Here is a 15,646-nt window from a genome sequence, read left to right on the forward strand (position 1 = left end):
TGTCACGCGTGCTAACGCGAATCATCGGGCAAACCGCGTGCGTGGTTTTCATATCGCGCGCGCCAGGCGGCCGGCGGCATACCCACTTCACGACGAAAGAAGTTCGTGAACGACGCGGTATTGTCGTAGCCCAGCCGCGCTGCGATCTCGGCAACCCCGATATCCGGCGACTGCAGCGCCTGCATCGCCCAATTACGCCGAGCATGCGAACGTATCGTTCGTGGCGGCGCACCAAAGCGCTCGAAAAAACGCCGCCGGAACTGACTCGGAGACAGATGCGCGCGGGCGGCCAGATCGGCGATCGATATCCGTTCCGAAGGCACCGTCAACCGGGCATAGGCCTGAGCCAGGCTATCGCCGGTGGCCGCAAACACCTCCGGCGCCAGTGCCGCGAGCAACCCGAGGCTATGACGCTGAGCCGCGGCAGACGACAGGCCATCGTTAATCAAGCCCGCGCGGAGAAAGTCGCAGAACGCTCGCGCCTGTCCATCCAGGCGCACGTGACGAACATCGCCGGCCACGCCATGCCCGGGCCCAAGCTCGCCGAAATTGATATTGACGACCAGCATGCGACCGGCGACCCGTGTCGCACGATGACGCGCCCATGCCGGTACCCATAGCGCCTCACCGGGGGCGATGGTATAGGCACAGGTTTCGACCACGATGGTCATGGACGCTTCGAACGGCAGTAGCAGCTGCCCGTAGTCGTGACGCTCGAAGCCGCGCTGGAGCGGACAGCGAAGCGCACTGATCGTCGGAACCGCGCGAGCCTGACTAGTCATGTGCGCAGTTTAACAACGCGCCGGGCGTACCATTCGTCTCACCCCTTGCGGCGGACCAACCCGCGCTGCGGGTCGTAGCCCCAGACCGCGAGCGCGAAGAACACCACCAGCGTGCCGGCGACCACGGCCAGCGAGACGCCGTTGATCTGGCCGTACATCGCGAAGCGCACCAGTTCCACGCCGTGCGTGAACGGGTTGATACGCGATAGTTGATAGATGACAGTGGCGCCGGATTCTTCCAGCTTCCAGAGCGGATACAAGGCCGGCGAGAGAAAGAACATCGGAAAGATCACGAAGTTCATGGTGCCGGCGAAGTTCTCCAGCTGCTTGATATAGACCGACAGCAACAGCCCCAGCGCGCCGAGCATCAGGCCGGTCAGGATCAAGGCCGGCAGCACCGTCAACAGGCCCGGCCACCAGGGCAGATCGACGCCGAACAGCGCACAGACGACAAGAAACGCATACGCCTGCAGCACGGACAGAAACGTCCCCGCGAGCAGCTTGCAGGCCAGCAGTACCGAGCGTGGCAACGGCGCGGTCAGAAGCAACCGCATGAGCCCCATCTCGCGGTCGTAGACCATGGCCAGCGACGACTGCATGCCATTGAACAGCAGCACCATGCCCAGCAGGCCCGGCACGACATACACCTGGTATTCGATATAGCTGTCGTAGGGCGGCAATACGGATATGCCGAACACGTTCTTGAAACCGGCCGCGAAGATCAGCAGCCACAGGCTCGGGCGCACGACCGCCGAGGCCAGCCGCCCCCGCTGATGCAGAAACTTGACGGTTTCGCGCGAGGAAACCGCGGCCAATGCTTGCAGCACATGGCTCAATCGCGGCATGACAATCCTGTCGATCCAACCGGGAACATGCTAAAGCCGGCACAAAGCAATTCGACCGCGAATGAACGCGAATAAACGCCAATAAGACGATAACGGGCCGCTATCGGACGTGACCGGCGGCCGATGCCATGTACCGCATGCGCAGGCTCAAGTCCGCCGCTCATCTCGTCGTATTGCTGGCGTTGACGTGGCGTCACCGCGCAACAACGCGTTTGTCTTGCCTCTGCCTTCATCATTTGCGTTTATTCGCGTTCATTTGCGGACGTTTCTTTTTCAAATCAATTTCCTGCGAGCTTGCAGGCACTTTCACGCGGGTCGAAGCCGAGCGTGTCCAGATAATTGTCCGGGTGCAGAAAGCCGTCCAGCGGCGCGCGTGCGACCACCCAGTTGCCGCTGCCCAGCAACATGGGCTGGCGCAGCTGGCCGTCCCAGCCGCGAAAACCCATGCGATAGCCCTTGAAGCCGTCGAGATTGATCTCGTCGCCGCGTATATAGGCCGCCAGAGTGTCGTAGTCGGTGCTTTCGCTGCGCTGGATGGCTTCGACAACGGCTTTCACCGCCACCCAGGCAGCCCAGTCGTAGGCGGTCATATGCCGGTCGGCCTCCTTCTCCAACCGGTGGTTGAGCTGACGCGCGCCGTGGCGCGTCCAGGCCCAGTGCCAGGCCTGGGGCACGAGTCCACCGCTGCCGACCACCGGTCGTGGTTTCTGGATGGCGAAATTGGCATTCCGGGCGAACTCGCCCTGGGTGTCGGCGATATAGACCGCGTCGTAGTCGATACCAGAGGTGAGCAGCTTGGGATTGTTCTTGTCGCGCTGGCGCGGGTCGTTGCCGAGTACGAAATCACGCGTGCCAACGATATTCAGACCGAACCGCTTGGCCGAGCGGCGAAAGGATTTCGCCAGTACCTTGTCCGCGCGTTCCGGGCCGACCAGCACGAGCACATCGCGCCACTGGCGCGAGACCAGATACTGGGCGAGCGCATCGTTACGCATGGCATCCGACGGAATCGTATGCAGCAGGTTGGCCTGGCAGTGCACCCCGCGCAGGCGGTCGTCGTGGGCGGCGACGTTGAAAAACGTCAGTTCGTCGTCGGCAAACTCTTCGGCCACCCGCGAAACCGTGCCGGCCGGCAGATCGAGCAGAATGAAGCGCGTACCCGTATCGCGCATGTCACGCACCGTATCCAGCACTGCACGCGTATTGGCCACCAGCTGTTCGTTCAGGCCGAACTTCACCCCGGCGGCGATACCGGGAAAACGTGCCTCGTCGATGGCCACCCGCGCGCCGTCGATCGGCCGCCCCCAGGGCTCGCCCTGATATTCGCGTTCGATACGGGCTTCGGAATAGCGGGGATCGTCGTTCCAACCGATATAGCCGATATCGAACGCTTCGAGATTTTGCTGGGCCACGGCCAGGCCGGGCAGCGCCATCACCCCGCCTGCCGCAAGCAGGCATAGCAGCACGACACGCCACAACGGCGTGCATCTCGACTGCTGTCTGACGCGCGACATGATCACTCGGCCACCGTATCGACCACCACGCTATGCGGTACGCGCCCGGCACTGATCGAGCGCAGGGTCTTGCGCTTGTCGATATCCACGATCGACATATCGTCCGACAGGCCATTGGTCACATACAGCTGTTTGCCGTCGCGGCTCTGGGCGATGCCCCAGGCGCGATCGCCCACCAGCACGTAATCCTCGACGGCATGGGTTTTCGTATTCACGAAGGCCACATGATTGGCGCGCCCGAGCGTGACAAAGGCGTGTGCGCCGTCGTCGGACAGCCGGATGCCCACCGGCGTGACATCTTCCGGACGAAAGCCCTGCGGCTTGAATTCGATGGTGTCGCTGACCTGGTTGCTGCGGGTATCGATCAGCGATACCGAGCCGGACAGTTCATTGGTCACCCACAGCGTGTTGCCGTCCGCCGACAGGGCGAAACGACGCGGGCGGTTGCCGACCACGATATTGGCCTCGATCTCGTGGCTGTCGAGATTCACCCGATGCACCATGTTCGCCACTTCCGAGGTCACATAGGCGGTCTTGCCATCGGGGGTGACGAGTACGCCTTCCGGCTCCTGGCCGACATCGATCTGGGTGACGGCCTTCTTGGCGCCGATGTCGTAGATGGTGAACTGGGCATCGTCTTCGTTGGAGATATACAGCCGCTTGCCGTCCGGGCCGATGGCAAAGATCTCCGGATCGTCGATATCGGTAAGCCGGTCGGTGACCTTGCCTGCCGCGATGTCGATCACGTCAATGGAATCATCGTCGCCACAGGCCACGTACAGCTTTTTATGGTCGGGCGAAAACGCCAGCCAGCGCGGGCGCTCGGACACGGCGATGGTGTCGATCTTGTCGAGGCTTTTGCCGTCGAAAACGCTCACTACATCGTCGTCTTCGCTGGAGACATAGACATTGCCCGTGCCGGCTGCCCACAGCATCGGGCTGGCGGTGACGAGCACGGCGGCCAATGCCAGGCGGACCTGCTTGTATGGATCGAAACGCATTAGACGGTCTCCTCTTTTTTCTTGGGCGCCTCGCCGGTGAGCTCGAGAAAAGCCTGGCCCAGCGTGGTGGTATCGGTTTGCTCGCATAGCGCGCGCGGCGTATCCACGGCGATGCGCTGACCCTTGTGCAGCACGATGACGCGGTGCGCGCGCTCGGCCTCATCGACCAGATGGGTCGCCCAGAGCACGCCCATGCCACGTTCGGCACAGAGTTTGTGCACATAATCGACCAGCAGTTCGCGCGAGCCGGGGTCCAGGCCCACCGTGGGTTCGTCCATGAGCAATAGCGCCGGCTCGTGCAACAGCGCCCGGGCGAGTTCGATCTTGCGCCGGTTACCACCGGACAGCGCCCGGGCAGCATCGTTGGCGCGTTCGGCCTGGCCGATACGTGCCAGTTCTTCGTCGATACGGGCCTTTGCCCTGGCGCCCATGCCGTGCAGGCGGGCATGGAATTTCAGATTGGCCACCACACTCAGATCAAGATCGAGCGTGGGCTGCTGAAAGACCACACCGAGCTTGGCCAGCGCGGCGCGCGCATCGCGGCGCATGTCGTGACCGGCGACCTCGATAGACCCGGCATCGGGCACGAAAAGCCCGGTCAGCAGTTGAAACAGCGTGCTCTTGCCGGCGCCGTTCGGCCCCAGCAGGGCCACGAACTCACCCGGCTCGACCGCCAGCGACACTGCATCGAGCGCCTTGAGCGTGCCGTAGGATTTGCTTACGGCATCGACCTTGAGGGCGGGTGCGTTCATGGCTGATCCTCGGCGTCGGTGGCGGCAGCGTGGCTATCGAGTATGCCCGACAAAAGCTGCGGGAACCGGGCCAGCAGGGCCTGCTGGGCCTGGGCGACTTCCGCGCTTTCCAGATCCTTGCCGCGTGCCCCGGCGACCGGATGGTCGAGCAGCACACGGGCGGGCGTGCCGCCGAAAAACAGCACGCGATCGGCCAGTGCCAGCGCTTCGCGCAGATCGTGGGTCACGAACAGCACCAGCGGGCGCTGGCGTTCGCACAGCGCCAGCAACGCACGCCGCAGGCGATTGCCGGTAGGCATATCCAGCGATACGAACGGCTCGTCCATGAGCAGCAACCGCGGCTCGACCACGAATGCACGCGCGAGCGCCACACGCCGCTGCATGCCGCCGGATAGCTGATTGGGCCAGGCATCCATGGCAGCTCCCAGCCCTACTTCGTCGAGCAAGCGCGCGGCCTGCGAGCGATAGCCCGGCTCGTGGGCCAGCCGATCGGCCTCGGCAAGCTTTACGTTATCCAGCGCGCTCAGCCACGGCATCAGCCGCGGCTCCTGAAACATCATGCCCATATGCGTGGGCGATTCGCCACGCGCGCATAACGGTGCGCCATCCCAGCGGATATCGCCCCGGTAGTCGCTATCCAGCCCGGCGATCAGCGACAATAACGTGCTCTTGCCGGCGCCGGACGGCCCGACCAGGGCGATGAATTCGCCCGGCGCGGCTTCGATACGACACGCCCCCAGCACGGCCGTGTCGGCGAAGCGCTTCTCGCGAATATCGATCTGCAGGCCGCTCATGTGCGCCACCGCGTGAGCCGTTTTTCCAGCGGGCGCATCACCAGGGCTTCGACCAGCAGCACGACCGCGGCGAACGCCAGCGTATAGGCCAGGATGCTGCTGATATCGAAGAACTGGTAATACACATGCAATTGAAAACCCACGCCATTGCTGCGCCCGAGCAGTTCCACCACGAGCACGATCTTCCAGATCAGCGCCAGGCCGCTGCGGGCCGCGCCCATGAGATAGGGATAGAGCTGCGGCAGAAACACCTGGCGCAAGGTCACCCAGCGCGGCACGCGATAGGCCTGGGCCACGGCGAGCAGTTTCGGGTCCACTGCCCGTGCGCCCTCGCGCACCATGACGATCACGGTCGGAATCTTGTTGAGCGCGACCGCGAGCACGGCCGCCACATCGTTGAGGCCGAACCAGACATAGCAAAGGATGATGGTCACCAGGGCCGGAATATTGAGCCCCAGCACCAGGGCGCCATCGAGCACCAGATCGAGCTTGCGGTAGCGGCCCATGACAATGCCCGCCGCCGTACCGATGGCCATCGCCAGCAAAAACGACGCCGCCACGCGCGCCAGGGTGATTGCCAGATGATAGGGCAGCTCGCCGGAAAGCGTATGTGCGTTCAGCGCCGCCAACACCGCCAACGGGCCGGGCAGAACATCGCTGTGTACCACCAGGGCCGCGACCTGCCAGATCAGCGCCAGGCCGAGCAGCGATGCCGCACGCACCAGTGCCGTCATGGCAGCCGATATCCATCCCAGAACACATCGGGTGAAAGCTGTTTGACGCCACCGGTGAGCTGGCCATCGCTTTCCGCGGCCAACACATCGAACAGCTGGCCGGCCGCGGCGATCTCGGGCGCGCCGTAGCGCTCGATGATGCCGGCGCGATACCCGTCACGAATGGCCGCGAACACGGCCTCGCTTTCCGGCTTGATCATGTCCTCGAGCGGCGCCCAGGCGTCGTCGGATTCAGCCAGCAGGCGCTTGGCATCCTGGCTGGCAGCGAAAAAATGCTGCAGTTCGACGCGATGCTGATCGGCCCAGTCTTCGGCAAAGACCCAGCCCAGCAATGGCGGCACCGTATCGATGCCCAGGCCGGCGAGCATTTGCCGAACACTGACCAGCTCGCGCATGCCCAGCGCCGACAGGCGTGCGTTGTAATGCCAGAAGTTGATCGCCGCCGGCAGCGCGCCATCGAGCATCAGACGGTTGATCATCGGGGGCGCGGCGAAGGTGGGCTCGACCGCGCGCTCCAGATCCAGCCCGCGCGTTTTCTGGGCATAGGCACGCAGCAGCAGCCAGGTCTTGTCTACCGGCCCGCCCGCGATACCGAGCTTGCGCCCTTTCAGATCGGCGAGATCTTTCACGCCCGATGCGGGATTGACCATGACCGCGCCCACCGCGCGTGAATAGGGCACGAACTGATAGTCGCGGTCGGCGCCGCGCTGGCGGGCCGCCCAGAGCCAGTCGGAAACGATCATGTCGACACGGCCACCCTGCAAGGCCACCGCCAGCGCATTCTCGGAAGCCAGTGGCACCACCTCGATGGCCACGTCGTGCTTTTCGGCCAGGCCATGGCGCGCGATGGTGTCCAGCTCCCAGCTCACGGTGCCGAACTTGAGCACGCCGATACGCAACGGGTCGTCGGCATTATCCGGCGTATCGGCCGAACAGCCGGCCAGCCACGCCACGAGCACGATCAGCCCGGCTAGCCACAGGCCTGTTGCGACACGCGCGCTTGCTGTCATGCCATCTCCTGCCGGCAGGCCGGGCCAAACCGGCACTGCCATCGCCAAACGCCGACGTCGTGTGCGCCGGCCGTGTTATGAGTGATCCCGGCACGTTCGCATGCGCGCCGTGGTTATATGCTTGTTTGACCATCTAAATTGCCCGCTAACAGTCGTTGCGCGCAAGCCCGCGAATAGTCGAACACGGCTACGCGCGAGCCGCGGCGTGGCGCTTGCCGGGCGGCGACGGTGGGCGTAGTTTCAAGGCGATGAGATATCGCCCGATCGTCGTGCCGATGTTGTTGAGCCTGGCTACGCTCGCCAGCGCCGCGACCCCCGACGGGGCGATGCTCGCCGGCGCCTGCACGGCGTGTCATGGCCCGCACGGCCGCTCGGTCGGGGCCGTGCCGTCGCTGGCGGGACTGGCACGATCGCGCTTCATCGAACGCATGCAGGCCTATCGCCGTGGCGATGACGAGGGCACGGCCGACGGCCCCACCACGATCATGAATCGTATCGCGCCCGGCTATGACGATGCCGAGATTGCGGCCCTGGCCGATTATTTCGCCACCTTCGAGCGCGCCGACCACGGCGAACACCATGCCCCGTAACGATCGGCGCCGGCTGCTGCGCGGACTGGCGGGTGCGGCCACGCTGGCATCGCTCGGCCTGGGCAGCCGCGTACAGGCACGCACGTCGTCCCAGGTGGTCATCGCCGGCGGCGGTTTTGCCGGCGCCAGCTGCGCGCTGGCACTGCGCCGGCTCGCGCCCGATCTGCGGGTGACCCTGGTCGATCGGCAACCGCGGTTCGTGACCGGGCCGTTCTGCAATGCCGTGGTCGCCGGCCTGCGCCCGGTTTCGGCGATCACCCAGACCCATGCCGGCCTGAGTGCGGCCGGTGTCGATGTCGTGCATGCCGATATCGACGGCGTGGAACCGGATCGGCGTCGTATCCAGCTGGCCGACGGGCGTGTGATCGCCGGCGACCGGCTGGTGATCGCCCCCGGCATCGATTTCGACTGGCAGGCGATCGCCGGCTACAGCCCGGCCGACGTGGCGCGTATTCCGCATGCCTGGCCCGGCGGCGCCAGCCAGCTGCGCACCCTGCACGATCAACTACGCGCCATGCCCGACAACGGCCGGGTGATTATCAGCGTGCCGGACAACCCCTATCGTTGCCCGCCCGGGCCCTACGAACGGGCCAGCCTGATCGCGTATTTTCTAAGCCAGCACAAACCACGTGCGCAGGTACTCATCCTCGACGCCAAGGACCATTTCTCCAAGGAACCGCTGTTTCGTACCGGCTGGGGCGCGCGCTACGGCGACCGCCTGCAATGGCGCGGCGGACGCCGCGACGGCGCACGCGTGGTGGAAGTGGATGCGCACAGCCGGCGTGTGCGCACGGTCGGCGGCGACGAATACGCTGCCGACGTACTCAATATCATTCCGCCACAGCGTGCCGGGCGCCTGGCCGAAGACGCGGGGTTGACCGATGCCGGCGGCTGGGTGCCGGTCGCCGCTCACGATTTTTCCGTGCCCGGACATGCCGGGATCCATGTCATCGGCGATGCCACACGCGCCGAACCCATGCCCAAATCCGCCTATGCGGCCAATATGCAGGCCAAGCTGTGTGCCCATGCGATCGCACGTGAACTGGCCGGCCAGGCGGTGAGCGAGACCAAGCTGATCAATGCCTGCTACAGCCTGGTCGCGCCCGACTATGGCATCAGCGTAACCGAGGTCTATCGCGTCGATGACGATCGACTGGCCGCGCTCGCCAACGCAGGCGGCATTTCCGCGCTGGCGGCTGATGCGAACACGCGCGAGGCCGAAGCCGACTATGCGCGTTCGTGGTATCAAAACATCGTGCGCGACAGTTTCGGCTAGCCCGAATTGGGCCGATCGACAGGCGCCTCCAGCCGGCACAAGGAGCCCCCATGGCGATATCGCTGACCCGCTTTCACCGCAGCCATCCGGGCGCGGGCTCCGGGCATGTCTTTCAGCAATGGCTGATCATCACCGGCGTGCTCGTATTCGTGCTCTGGGTGGCACAGCAGTACAACGTGCTCACCGCGCTGATCGCCGGCGACAGCACCCGCGTGAGCCTGATCATCGGTCTGATCTTTTGTGCGACCTGGGGCTATTGCGGGGTGCGCAGCGCCTGGCTGTCGCTGGAAGCCGCCCGCTTCGAGGCGATCGCCGGTGACGAAAACGCCCGCCTGGATCTGACCGGTCGCAGCACGCTCACCGTGGATGGCCAGGTGCAGCCAGCGAGCGCGGCTGCGGCCTATCTGGCCGCCCTGCTGCATTTTCATGGCCATCGCGAGGGCCGACCGCCGGACACGCTGGTGGACCTGCTCGGCGAGCGGCTGGCCGGCGCCCACGAGATGGGCTGGTTCGTCTGTGGCGCGCTGATCAAGCTCGGTCTGCTGGGCACGGTGATCGGCTTCATCGTCATGCTGGCGACCGTCAACGCCACGCAATCGTTCGATGTGGCCGCGATTCAGCAACTGCTGGTGGGCATGAGTCAGGGCATGCGCGTGGCCCTCTACACCACGCTGGTAGGCCTGAGCACGAGCATGGTCTTGAGCCTGCAGTATCTGTTGCTCGATCGCGCAGCCGATCGTCTGCAGGCGCGGATCGTGACCTTCGCCCAGAGCCGGCATCTGGGCTGAATACATCATGGCCTTTCGGCGCAAACGTCGTCACAGCGAAACCGACCCGTTCACCGACCTGCTGTTCAATGCGCTGCTGGGTTTTACCTTCATGTTCCTGATCGCGGTGTTCTTTCTGAACCCGCCCACGCAAACCGGCGAGATTCCGGCCAAGGCCGAATATATCGTCACCGCAACCTGGGAATCGGGCCGGCCGGACGATGTCGATCTGTGGGTGCAGGGCCCCGGCGGCGACACCGTGTGGTATCTGCATCCGGAAGCCGGGCTCATGAATCTGGATCGCGACGATCGCGGTCTGGTCAACGACGAAATGATCGTCGACGGCGTGCGGGTGACCAACGAACTCAATCAGGAAGTGGTGACCATTCGCGGGCGCGCGCCGGGCGAATATATCGTCAACCTACAGTATTACGCCTCGCAGACCGGCCAGCCGATCATGGCCGATGTGGTGGTCAGCCGGGTCAATCCGCGCCTGCAAATCGTATTCAAGGATCAGATCACCCTCGACTACCCCGGCCAGGAGCGCACCGCGGTGCGCTTTACCGTGGATGCCGACGGCTCGGTCAGCCACGTCAACACCCTGCCCAAATCGATCGTGCAATGAGCGCGACACGGGCCATGATTTCAAACCACGAGGAAGCGCAATGACACAGACGCTCTGGCTGCTCGGCGCGGCGTATGTCGCCCTCGGCGTGTTGGTACTCGCGCTCAATATCCGTAGCGGCTGGCCGCTGTGGGTACGGATCGGCTGTATCGTGCTGGTGAGCGCGCTGTATTTCGTGACCTGGCATTCATTGCAGGATTTACGCGGCTGGCCGGCGCGCATGGCGTTGCCGGGGCATTTTCTGCTCAATGCCTCGTCGATCGTCGAGCCTGATGAAAGCCAGGGCGCGCCCGGGCGTATCTATTTATGGGTCACGCCCCTCATCGACGACGAGCCCATCGGCATTCCGCGCGCCTATGCCCTGCCCTATGCACGCGAACTGCACACCCGGCTGGAGCGCGCCCGCGATGCCATGCGCAACGGCCAGCTCCAGATCGGCACGGCGACGACCGACGACAGCGCGCCCATGACCAGCGAGGCCGGCACCTTCGCGCCCGAGCACCAGCGCATCGAACTGCGCGATCTGCCCGAACCCACCCTGCCGGAGAAATGAGCATGGCCGCTGTCGCAGACTGCGTGGCCAGGCTGGCGCTGGTCGGGGTCATCGTGTTGCTGGCGGCCTGCGATGCGTGCCCTGACGCCGACGCGCTCAACCCGCTGGAGCCCGGCCTGCGCTGGCAATATCGCATGGTCGTCCAACGCAATGGCGCCGAGCCACAGCGCCAGACACGCATCATGGAAAACGTGGCCCGGCGCGGCTTTGCGGGCGAAGCAGCGGTCGCCATTCGCCGCAACGACGAGGGCCGTCGTTATTATCTAGCCGAGCGCGACGACGGTTATTACCGCGTCGCGATCAAGTCGGTGGCCAGCCATACGCCGATCATGGATCAGCCGGCAGTCAAGATCCTGCCGCTACCGGCCACCCTCGGCGCGCAGTGGCGCGAACCGGCCCATACCTATCTGCTCGATCGTGCCCAGACGTTCATCAGCGAACACGCGCCGGGCAACACCATCACCCTGGATTATCGAATCACCGACGTCGACGCGCCGGTGGATGTGCCAGCCGGACGCTTCGAACACTGCGTACTGGCCGTAGGCCGGGCGTATTTCAAGCTCGGCGCAGGCGCGGGTTTCGCGCCCACCGAGGTACCCATCGAACAACGCGAATGGTATTGCCCCGGCGTGGGCCTCGCCCGCCTGGAGCGCGACGAGCGCCTGACCAGCCAAGCGCATACGATCACCGGCGGGCATATCAGCCTGGAACTCACCCACGCGCCCGGGCGGTGACTAATCGGGACGGCTGGACAGCGTCGCGCGCTCCAGGGCCGGATAGAGATAGCCCACCGACCGCCGATACTCGGCCGGCTGGACCGCCAGCGCGGCCCAGCGCGCCGGCAAGGGCTCGAACATCAACTCGGCGGCACTGTCTCCGCGCTCGGCCGCCTGTTCGAAGCGATGCATGAGCCAGCGCAGATAGTCACCTGTCTGACCCAGGGGCGCGTCATCGTAGGCGACGGGTCCGTGGCCGGGTACCACGATACGAAACCCGCTGGCCGCTGCTTCATCGAGCGAATGTAACCAGCCGGCAATATCGCCGTGCGGGGTGGCCGGCGCACGTTCATTGAACACGACATCGCCGGCAAACAGCACGCCGGTACGCTCATCCAGAATCATCAGATCGCCCGGGCTATGCCCGGCCGTCGCGATGAGCCGCAGACCGTGATCGCCGTAATCCACACGTGCCTGGCCGTCGCTGCCGAGATCGACGATTTCGTCGGGCACCACCGCCGACGTGCCACGCATGGCCGCGCCAATCCGATCGTAGAGATGACGCGCCATCTGCTCGCCGGCCGTATCGATGGTGGCAGCGGTGGCCTCGAGTGCGGCGATCGGAACGTCTGCGAATGCGTTGTTGCCCAGAAAATGGTCGGCATGGGCATGGGTGATATACACCCGCACGACCGGTTGATCGGTCACCTGGGCGATCGCCGCACGCATGGCCTGACCATAGAGCCGCGACGGGCCGGTATCGATGACCACCACGCCATCCGCGGTCACGATGAAGCCGGTATTGACCGCCGCGCCGTGGTTGTCGAAATCGAAGGCTTCGAGCGCGCCCTCGAACACATAGGTATCGGGGGCAATTCGTTGCGGCGTGAGTGCGTAGTAGTCGCCGGCCAGCGCCGGAATCGTCGCCAGTAACAGCACACAGCACAGGCCCAGTACCGAGACGCGCCTCATCGGCTCGCCTCATCCAGGGGCTGCCCGACACGGGACCGATAACGCTGGCCGGTCGTATCACGGGCTTCGATCTGCAACGGCGCGCGGCTATCGATATCCAGTGTGAACACGCTGGCCGTGTCGAGCGATGGGCCCGCCACGATGCGTGCGCGCACATCGCTGGCGTCGTCGCGCACCGTCATCTGTTCGGTGCTGCGCGCTGGCGTGCCACTTGCGGGCAGGCGGATACGAAACTTCAAACGCTGGCTGTTTTCATGCCGGGCCCAGCGATGCGCAGCGATAACCGGCTGCGTTCCAGCCGTCAGATCAACCGTCGGTATCACGCTGGCCGGCGCACAACCGCCGCCTTCGGCATCCACCCAGCGTCCGCCGATATGCCATACACCGTCGCCGGTGCGCATGGCCGCGCGTAGCGGCGTGGCCTGTTCCACTACCAAACTGAAACCGATCGCTGCCTGCGCGCCCACCGGAAAATAATCCAGCACCCGGCTTTCGGCATTGGCATCGGCAATCACGCGAATCTGGACCACATCGTCGAGGCCCGGCGCGCGTATCTGTACCGGCGTGGTACCGCTGTTATCGGCCGCGCCCGGCACCCACACCTGCACGCGTTCATCGAAAACCACCGGCGCATCGCGAAAATGCGCAGCGCGCATGTAACGCCAGCGCGACGAATCGAGCGGATCACGCGGATCGTCGGCTGCGGCGAAAACGAGCGTTGAACACGCCAGCAGGCACATCGCCAACGCCCATGCCGCCGCAGGCATGACGGCCCTAGTCATGGATCGCACGCAGCCGGTCGAGCCGTGCGCTGCCCGGCGGATGGGTCGCGAACACCGCCGCATACCAGCGATCCATGGTCGGCGCGGTGAGATTATTGGCCAGCAGCTTCTCCAGCGCCGTCATCAATGCCGCGGCATCGGCATGTTCGGCGGCATAGGCATCGGCCTCAAATTCGTAGCGGCGCCGGCGCGCGGACTGCCACAGCTTGAGCGGCCAGCCAAGCGCCGGCAACAGCAGGTAGGCGCCAAACACCAGCACGGCCGGCGCAACGGCCAGATCGGCGGCGGCGGCGACCCACCCGATCGCCAGATAACCGGCCAACAGCAGCCCGGCCTGGCTGGCATAGAAACGCTGCAGATGACCGCAGCGATAATGCCCGAGCTCGTGGGCCATCACCGCCGCCAGTTCGGCGGCCGAGAGATAGTCGATAAGCGTATCCGAAAGCACCACTCGCTTGTGTGCGCCCAGCCCGGTGAAATAGGCATTGGCCACGCGCGAACGACGCGACGTATCCACCACCAGCACGGTATCCAGCGACACGCCGCAGTGCTGCATCATCGCATCCAGACGCTGGCGCAGTTCGCCGGCCGGCAGCGGCGTGAAACGTTCGAACAATGGCGCGATGAGATTGGGCCGGGCCCAGAACCACAACGCCATGCCCGCAATCGCGAGCACGCCGCTGATCGGCCAGGCCAGCGCAAATGGCCAGATCGAAAACGGCCACAACAGCCAGGCCGCCGCCAGGACCGCCATCGCGACCTGCACGCCCACGCGTCGGGCACTGTCGCCTACAAGCGATACGGCACGTTTTCGCGACATGCCGGCCGCCCGCTCGACAAACCACCAGCGCGCCCACTGGCGTATTTCGCACAGCAGCTGATCGATTGCCGCAAACAGGCCCGCAAACACGAGTACGCCGAAACCGGCGTGGCCTGCCAGGCCCGCATACAACACAGCCAGCGCACCCGCGCCGAGCCAGAAAGCGATACGAACCACCCGTTCGAAACCGGCCAGCCAATCGAACAGCGCCCGCCGCTGGCCGTGGCGGGCCGCGCGGGGCTGGCCACCCTCGCGCGCGAGATGGCGCCATTGGCGCATACACACCATCGCCTCGAACAGCAGTCCGGCCAAAAGCCAGACGCTGACGAGCGTATACAGCTCAGCCGCCGCCATGGCCGCTCCCGGTGACCACCGGTGCAATACCCCCACCGGTCGGCAATACCCGGCTTACGTCGCATTTGAAGCAGGTAATGGGCGGCGTAGTGTAAATCGCACGCCGGTGCGAACACCGGCGAACCAGCGGCCAATGGCCCATAAACCGTTTCATTGCGAGACGAGGAGTCACCATGAGCATCACGATACATCCCAGCGTCGACCAGGGCATGAAGCCCGCCGCAGAAAATTTTTCCGGCGGCACGCTGCACTGCAAATGCAGCAGCGACCCGGTAGAAGTCAGCGTTTCGTCACAGTGCGCGCACAACCATGTCTGTGGCTGCACGATGTGCTGGAAACCCGAAGGCGCGACCTTTGCCCAGATCGCGGTCGTACCCAGCGATAGCGTCAAGGTCACCGCCAACGAGAAAAAACTCTCGGTCGTCAACGAAAACGCCGCCATCAAGCGCCATGCCTGTCGCGACTGCGGCACGCATATGGTCGGGCATATCGACGACAGCAAGCACCCGTTCTACGGCCTGGATTTCATCCATACCGAACTTTCCGACGACGAGGGCTGGGAACCGCCCCAGTTCGCGGCGTTCGTATCGTCGATCATCGAAGGCGGCACCGACCCGAACAAGATGGGCGAAATCCGCCGGCATCTGCACGACATGGGCCTGGAACCCTACGACTGCCTGTCGCCCACGCTCATGGACGTCATCGCGACCCATACCGCCAAGCAAAAAGGCGTGCTCTAGGGCGTGTCGTCATAAGATA

At 64.7% G+C, this 15,646-nt stretch carries 18 protein-coding genes; 7 read left to right on the plus strand and 11 right to left on the minus strand.

Annotation, left to right across the window (positions count from 1 at the left end; all coding sequences use genetic code 11):
* Positions 1 to 11: 11 nt before the first annotated feature.
* From S4A8_RS05545 to S4A8_RS05580, 8 genes are all read right to left on the minus strand, one after another.
* Entirely contained in the window at positions 12 to 782 is a 771-nt protein-coding gene (locus tag S4A8_RS05545; protein ID WP_353219376.1) for a helix-turn-helix domain-containing protein, read from the minus strand.
* Between the two features lie 38 nt (positions 783 to 820).
* Complete coding sequence (locus S4A8_RS05550) at positions 821 to 1,627, minus strand: lanthanide ABC transporter permease protein PedC (protein ID WP_353219377.1); 807 nt, start codon at positions 1,625 to 1,627, stop codon at positions 821 to 823.
* Between the two features lie 278 nt (positions 1,628 to 1,905).
* Positions 1,906 to 3,141 carry a lanthanide ABC transporter ABC transporter substrate-binding protein PedA1 gene (locus S4A8_RS05555; RefSeq protein WP_353219378.1) on the minus strand — a complete coding sequence of 412 codons (1,236 nt, stop codon included), beginning with the start codon at positions 3,139 to 3,141 and terminating at the stop codon, positions 1,906 to 1,908.
* Between the two features lie 2 nt (positions 3,142 to 3,143).
* A complete protein-coding gene (locus S4A8_RS05560) occupies positions 3,144 to 4,142 on the minus strand; it encodes a PQQ-dependent catabolism-associated beta-propeller protein (RefSeq protein WP_353219379.1) in 999 nt (332 codons plus the stop codon).
* The gene (locus S4A8_RS05565; protein ID WP_353219380.1) at positions 4,142 to 4,894 is read right to left on the minus strand and encodes a lanthanide ABC transporter ATP-binding protein PedB/LutE; all 753 of its coding nucleotides are present in this window, start codon (positions 4,892 to 4,894) and stop codon (positions 4,142 to 4,144) included. Before S4A8_RS05565 ends, S4A8_RS05560 begins: the two co-directional genes overlap by 1 nt.
* Positions 4,891 to 5,688, minus strand: a complete 798-nt coding sequence (locus tag S4A8_RS05570; protein ID WP_353219381.1) for an ABC transporter ATP-binding protein — start codon at positions 5,686 to 5,688, stop codon at positions 4,891 to 4,893. Before S4A8_RS05570 ends, S4A8_RS05565 begins: the two co-directional genes overlap by 4 nt.
* Positions 5,685 to 6,422, minus strand: a complete 738-nt coding sequence (locus S4A8_RS05575) for an ABC transporter permease (protein WP_353219382.1) — start codon at positions 6,420 to 6,422, stop codon at positions 5,685 to 5,687. Before S4A8_RS05575 ends, S4A8_RS05570 begins: the two co-directional genes overlap by 4 nt.
* On the minus strand, positions 6,419 to 7,432 hold the full coding sequence (locus S4A8_RS05580) for an ABC transporter substrate-binding protein (protein WP_353219383.1): 1,014 nt from the start codon (positions 7,430 to 7,432) through the stop codon (positions 6,419 to 6,421). Before S4A8_RS05580 ends, S4A8_RS05575 begins: the two co-directional genes overlap by 4 nt.
* Before the next feature lie 248 nt (positions 7,433 to 7,680).
* On the opposite strand from S4A8_RS05580, the gene S4A8_RS05585 reads away from it, so the two are divergent.
* From S4A8_RS05585 to S4A8_RS05610, 6 genes are read left to right on the plus strand one after another with little or no spacing between them, the layout of a single operon-like run.
* Positions 7,681 to 8,022, plus strand: coding sequence for a c-type cytochrome (locus tag S4A8_RS05585; RefSeq protein ID WP_353219384.1), 342 nt, complete (start codon positions 7,681 to 7,683; stop codon positions 8,020 to 8,022).
* Positions 8,012 to 9,298: an FCSD flavin-binding domain-containing protein gene (locus tag S4A8_RS05590; protein ID WP_353219385.1), complete on the plus strand. Its 1,287-nt coding sequence runs from the start codon at positions 8,012 to 8,014 to the stop codon at positions 9,296 to 9,298. The genes S4A8_RS05585 and S4A8_RS05590 overlap by 11 nt, the downstream gene beginning before the upstream one ends.
* A 50-nt stretch (positions 9,299 to 9,348) precedes the next feature.
* Complete coding sequence (locus tag S4A8_RS05595; RefSeq protein ID WP_353219386.1) at positions 9,349 to 10,086, plus strand: MotA/TolQ/ExbB proton channel family protein; 738 nt, start codon at positions 9,349 to 9,351, stop codon at positions 10,084 to 10,086.
* A gap of 7 nt (positions 10,087 to 10,093) precedes the next feature.
* Positions 10,094 to 10,690: a hypothetical protein gene (locus S4A8_RS05600; protein ID WP_353219387.1), complete on the plus strand. Its 597-nt coding sequence runs from the start codon at positions 10,094 to 10,096 to the stop codon at positions 10,688 to 10,690.
* 40 nt (positions 10,691 to 10,730) lie between these two features.
* Complete coding sequence (locus tag S4A8_RS05605) at positions 10,731 to 11,243, plus strand: hypothetical protein (RefSeq protein ID WP_353219388.1); 513 nt, start codon at positions 10,731 to 10,733, stop codon at positions 11,241 to 11,243.
* A gap of 2 nt (positions 11,244 to 11,245) precedes the next feature.
* Entirely contained in the window at positions 11,246 to 11,977 is a 732-nt protein-coding gene (locus S4A8_RS05610; RefSeq protein ID WP_353219389.1) for a hypothetical protein, read from the plus strand.
* Here the strand turns inward: S4A8_RS05610 and S4A8_RS05615 are convergent, their stop codons facing one another.
* From S4A8_RS05615 to S4A8_RS05625, 3 genes are read right to left on the minus strand one after another with little or no spacing between them, the layout of a single operon-like run.
* Positions 11,978 to 12,931, minus strand: a complete 954-nt coding sequence (locus S4A8_RS05615; RefSeq protein WP_353219390.1) for a quinoprotein relay system zinc metallohydrolase 1 — start codon at positions 12,929 to 12,931, stop codon at positions 11,978 to 11,980.
* Positions 12,928 to 13,698 (minus strand): thiosulfate oxidation carrier protein SoxY, encoded by a 771-nt coding sequence (locus S4A8_RS05620; protein ID WP_353219391.1) that lies wholly within the window; start codon positions 13,696 to 13,698, stop codon positions 12,928 to 12,930. Before S4A8_RS05620 ends, S4A8_RS05615 begins: the two co-directional genes overlap by 4 nt.
* Before the next feature lie 7 nt (positions 13,699 to 13,705).
* Positions 13,706 to 14,887, minus strand: coding sequence for a M48 family metalloprotease (locus S4A8_RS05625; RefSeq protein WP_353219392.1), 1,182 nt, complete (start codon positions 14,885 to 14,887; stop codon positions 13,706 to 13,708).
* A 173-nt stretch (positions 14,888 to 15,060) separates the two neighbouring features.
* Between S4A8_RS05625 and gfa the strand changes: the two genes are divergently transcribed.
* Positions 15,061 to 15,627 (plus strand): S-(hydroxymethyl)glutathione synthase, encoded by a 567-nt coding sequence (gfa, locus tag S4A8_RS05630; RefSeq protein ID WP_353219393.1) that lies wholly within the window; start codon positions 15,061 to 15,063, stop codon positions 15,625 to 15,627.
* Positions 15,628 to 15,646 lie beyond the last annotated feature (19 nt).

The sequence above is a fragment of the Salinisphaera sp. S4-8 genome, assembly GCF_040361235.1.
GTDB lineage: Bacteria > Pseudomonadota > Gammaproteobacteria > Nevskiales > Salinisphaeraceae > Salinisphaera.

Coding starts and splice junctions, on each gene's coding strand:
- S4A8_RS05575 (WP_353219382.1), bottom strand. CDS start 6,422: ATGACGGCACTGGTGCGTGCGGCATCGCTGCTCGGCCTGGCGCTGATC.
- S4A8_RS05610 (WP_353219389.1), top strand. CDS start 11,246: ATGGCCGCTGTCGCAGACTGCGTGGCCAGGCTGGCGCTGGTCGGGGTC.
- S4A8_RS05600 (WP_353219387.1), top strand. CDS start 10,094: ATGGCCTTTCGGCGCAAACGTCGTCACAGCGAAACCGACCCGTTCACC.
- S4A8_RS05620 (WP_353219391.1), bottom strand. CDS start 13,698: ATGCCTGCGGCGGCATGGGCGTTGGCGATGTGCCTGCTGGCGTGTTCA.
- S4A8_RS05565 (WP_353219380.1), bottom strand. CDS start 4,894: ATGAACGCACCCGCCCTCAAGGTCGATGCCGTAAGCAAATCCTACGGC.
- S4A8_RS05595 (WP_353219386.1), top strand. CDS start 9,349: ATGGCGATATCGCTGACCCGCTTTCACCGCAGCCATCCGGGCGCGGGC.
- S4A8_RS05615 (WP_353219390.1), bottom strand. CDS start 12,931: ATGAGGCGCGTCTCGGTACTGGGCCTGTGCTGTGTGCTGTTACTGGCG.
- S4A8_RS05585 (WP_353219384.1), top strand. CDS start 7,681: ATGAGATATCGCCCGATCGTCGTGCCGATGTTGTTGAGCCTGGCTACG.
- S4A8_RS05545 (WP_353219376.1), bottom strand. CDS start 782: ATGACTAGTCAGGCTCGCGCGGTTCCGACGATCAGTGCGCTTCGCTGT.
- S4A8_RS05550 (WP_353219377.1), bottom strand. CDS start 1,627: ATGCCGCGATTGAGCCATGTGCTGCAAGCATTGGCCGCGGTTTCCTCG.
- S4A8_RS05605 (WP_353219388.1), top strand. CDS start 10,731: ATGACACAGACGCTCTGGCTGCTCGGCGCGGCGTATGTCGCCCTCGGC.
- S4A8_RS05570 (WP_353219381.1), bottom strand. CDS start 5,688: ATGAGCGGCCTGCAGATCGATATTCGCGAGAAGCGCTTCGCCGACACG.
- S4A8_RS05625 (WP_353219392.1), bottom strand. CDS start 14,887: ATGGCGGCGGCTGAGCTGTATACGCTCGTCAGCGTCTGGCTTTTGGCC.
- S4A8_RS05580 (WP_353219383.1), bottom strand. CDS start 7,432: ATGACAGCAAGCGCGCGTGTCGCAACAGGCCTGTGGCTAGCCGGGCTG.
- S4A8_RS05560 (WP_353219379.1), bottom strand. CDS start 4,142: ATGCGTTTCGATCCATACAAGCAGGTCCGCCTGGCATTGGCCGCCGTG.
- S4A8_RS05590 (WP_353219385.1), top strand. CDS start 8,012: ATGCCCCGTAACGATCGGCGCCGGCTGCTGCGCGGACTGGCGGGTGCG.
- gfa (WP_353219393.1), top strand. CDS start 15,061: ATGAGCATCACGATACATCCCAGCGTCGACCAGGGCATGAAGCCCGCC.
- S4A8_RS05555 (WP_353219378.1), bottom strand. CDS start 3,141: ATGTCGCGCGTCAGACAGCAGTCGAGATGCACGCCGTTGTGGCGTGTC.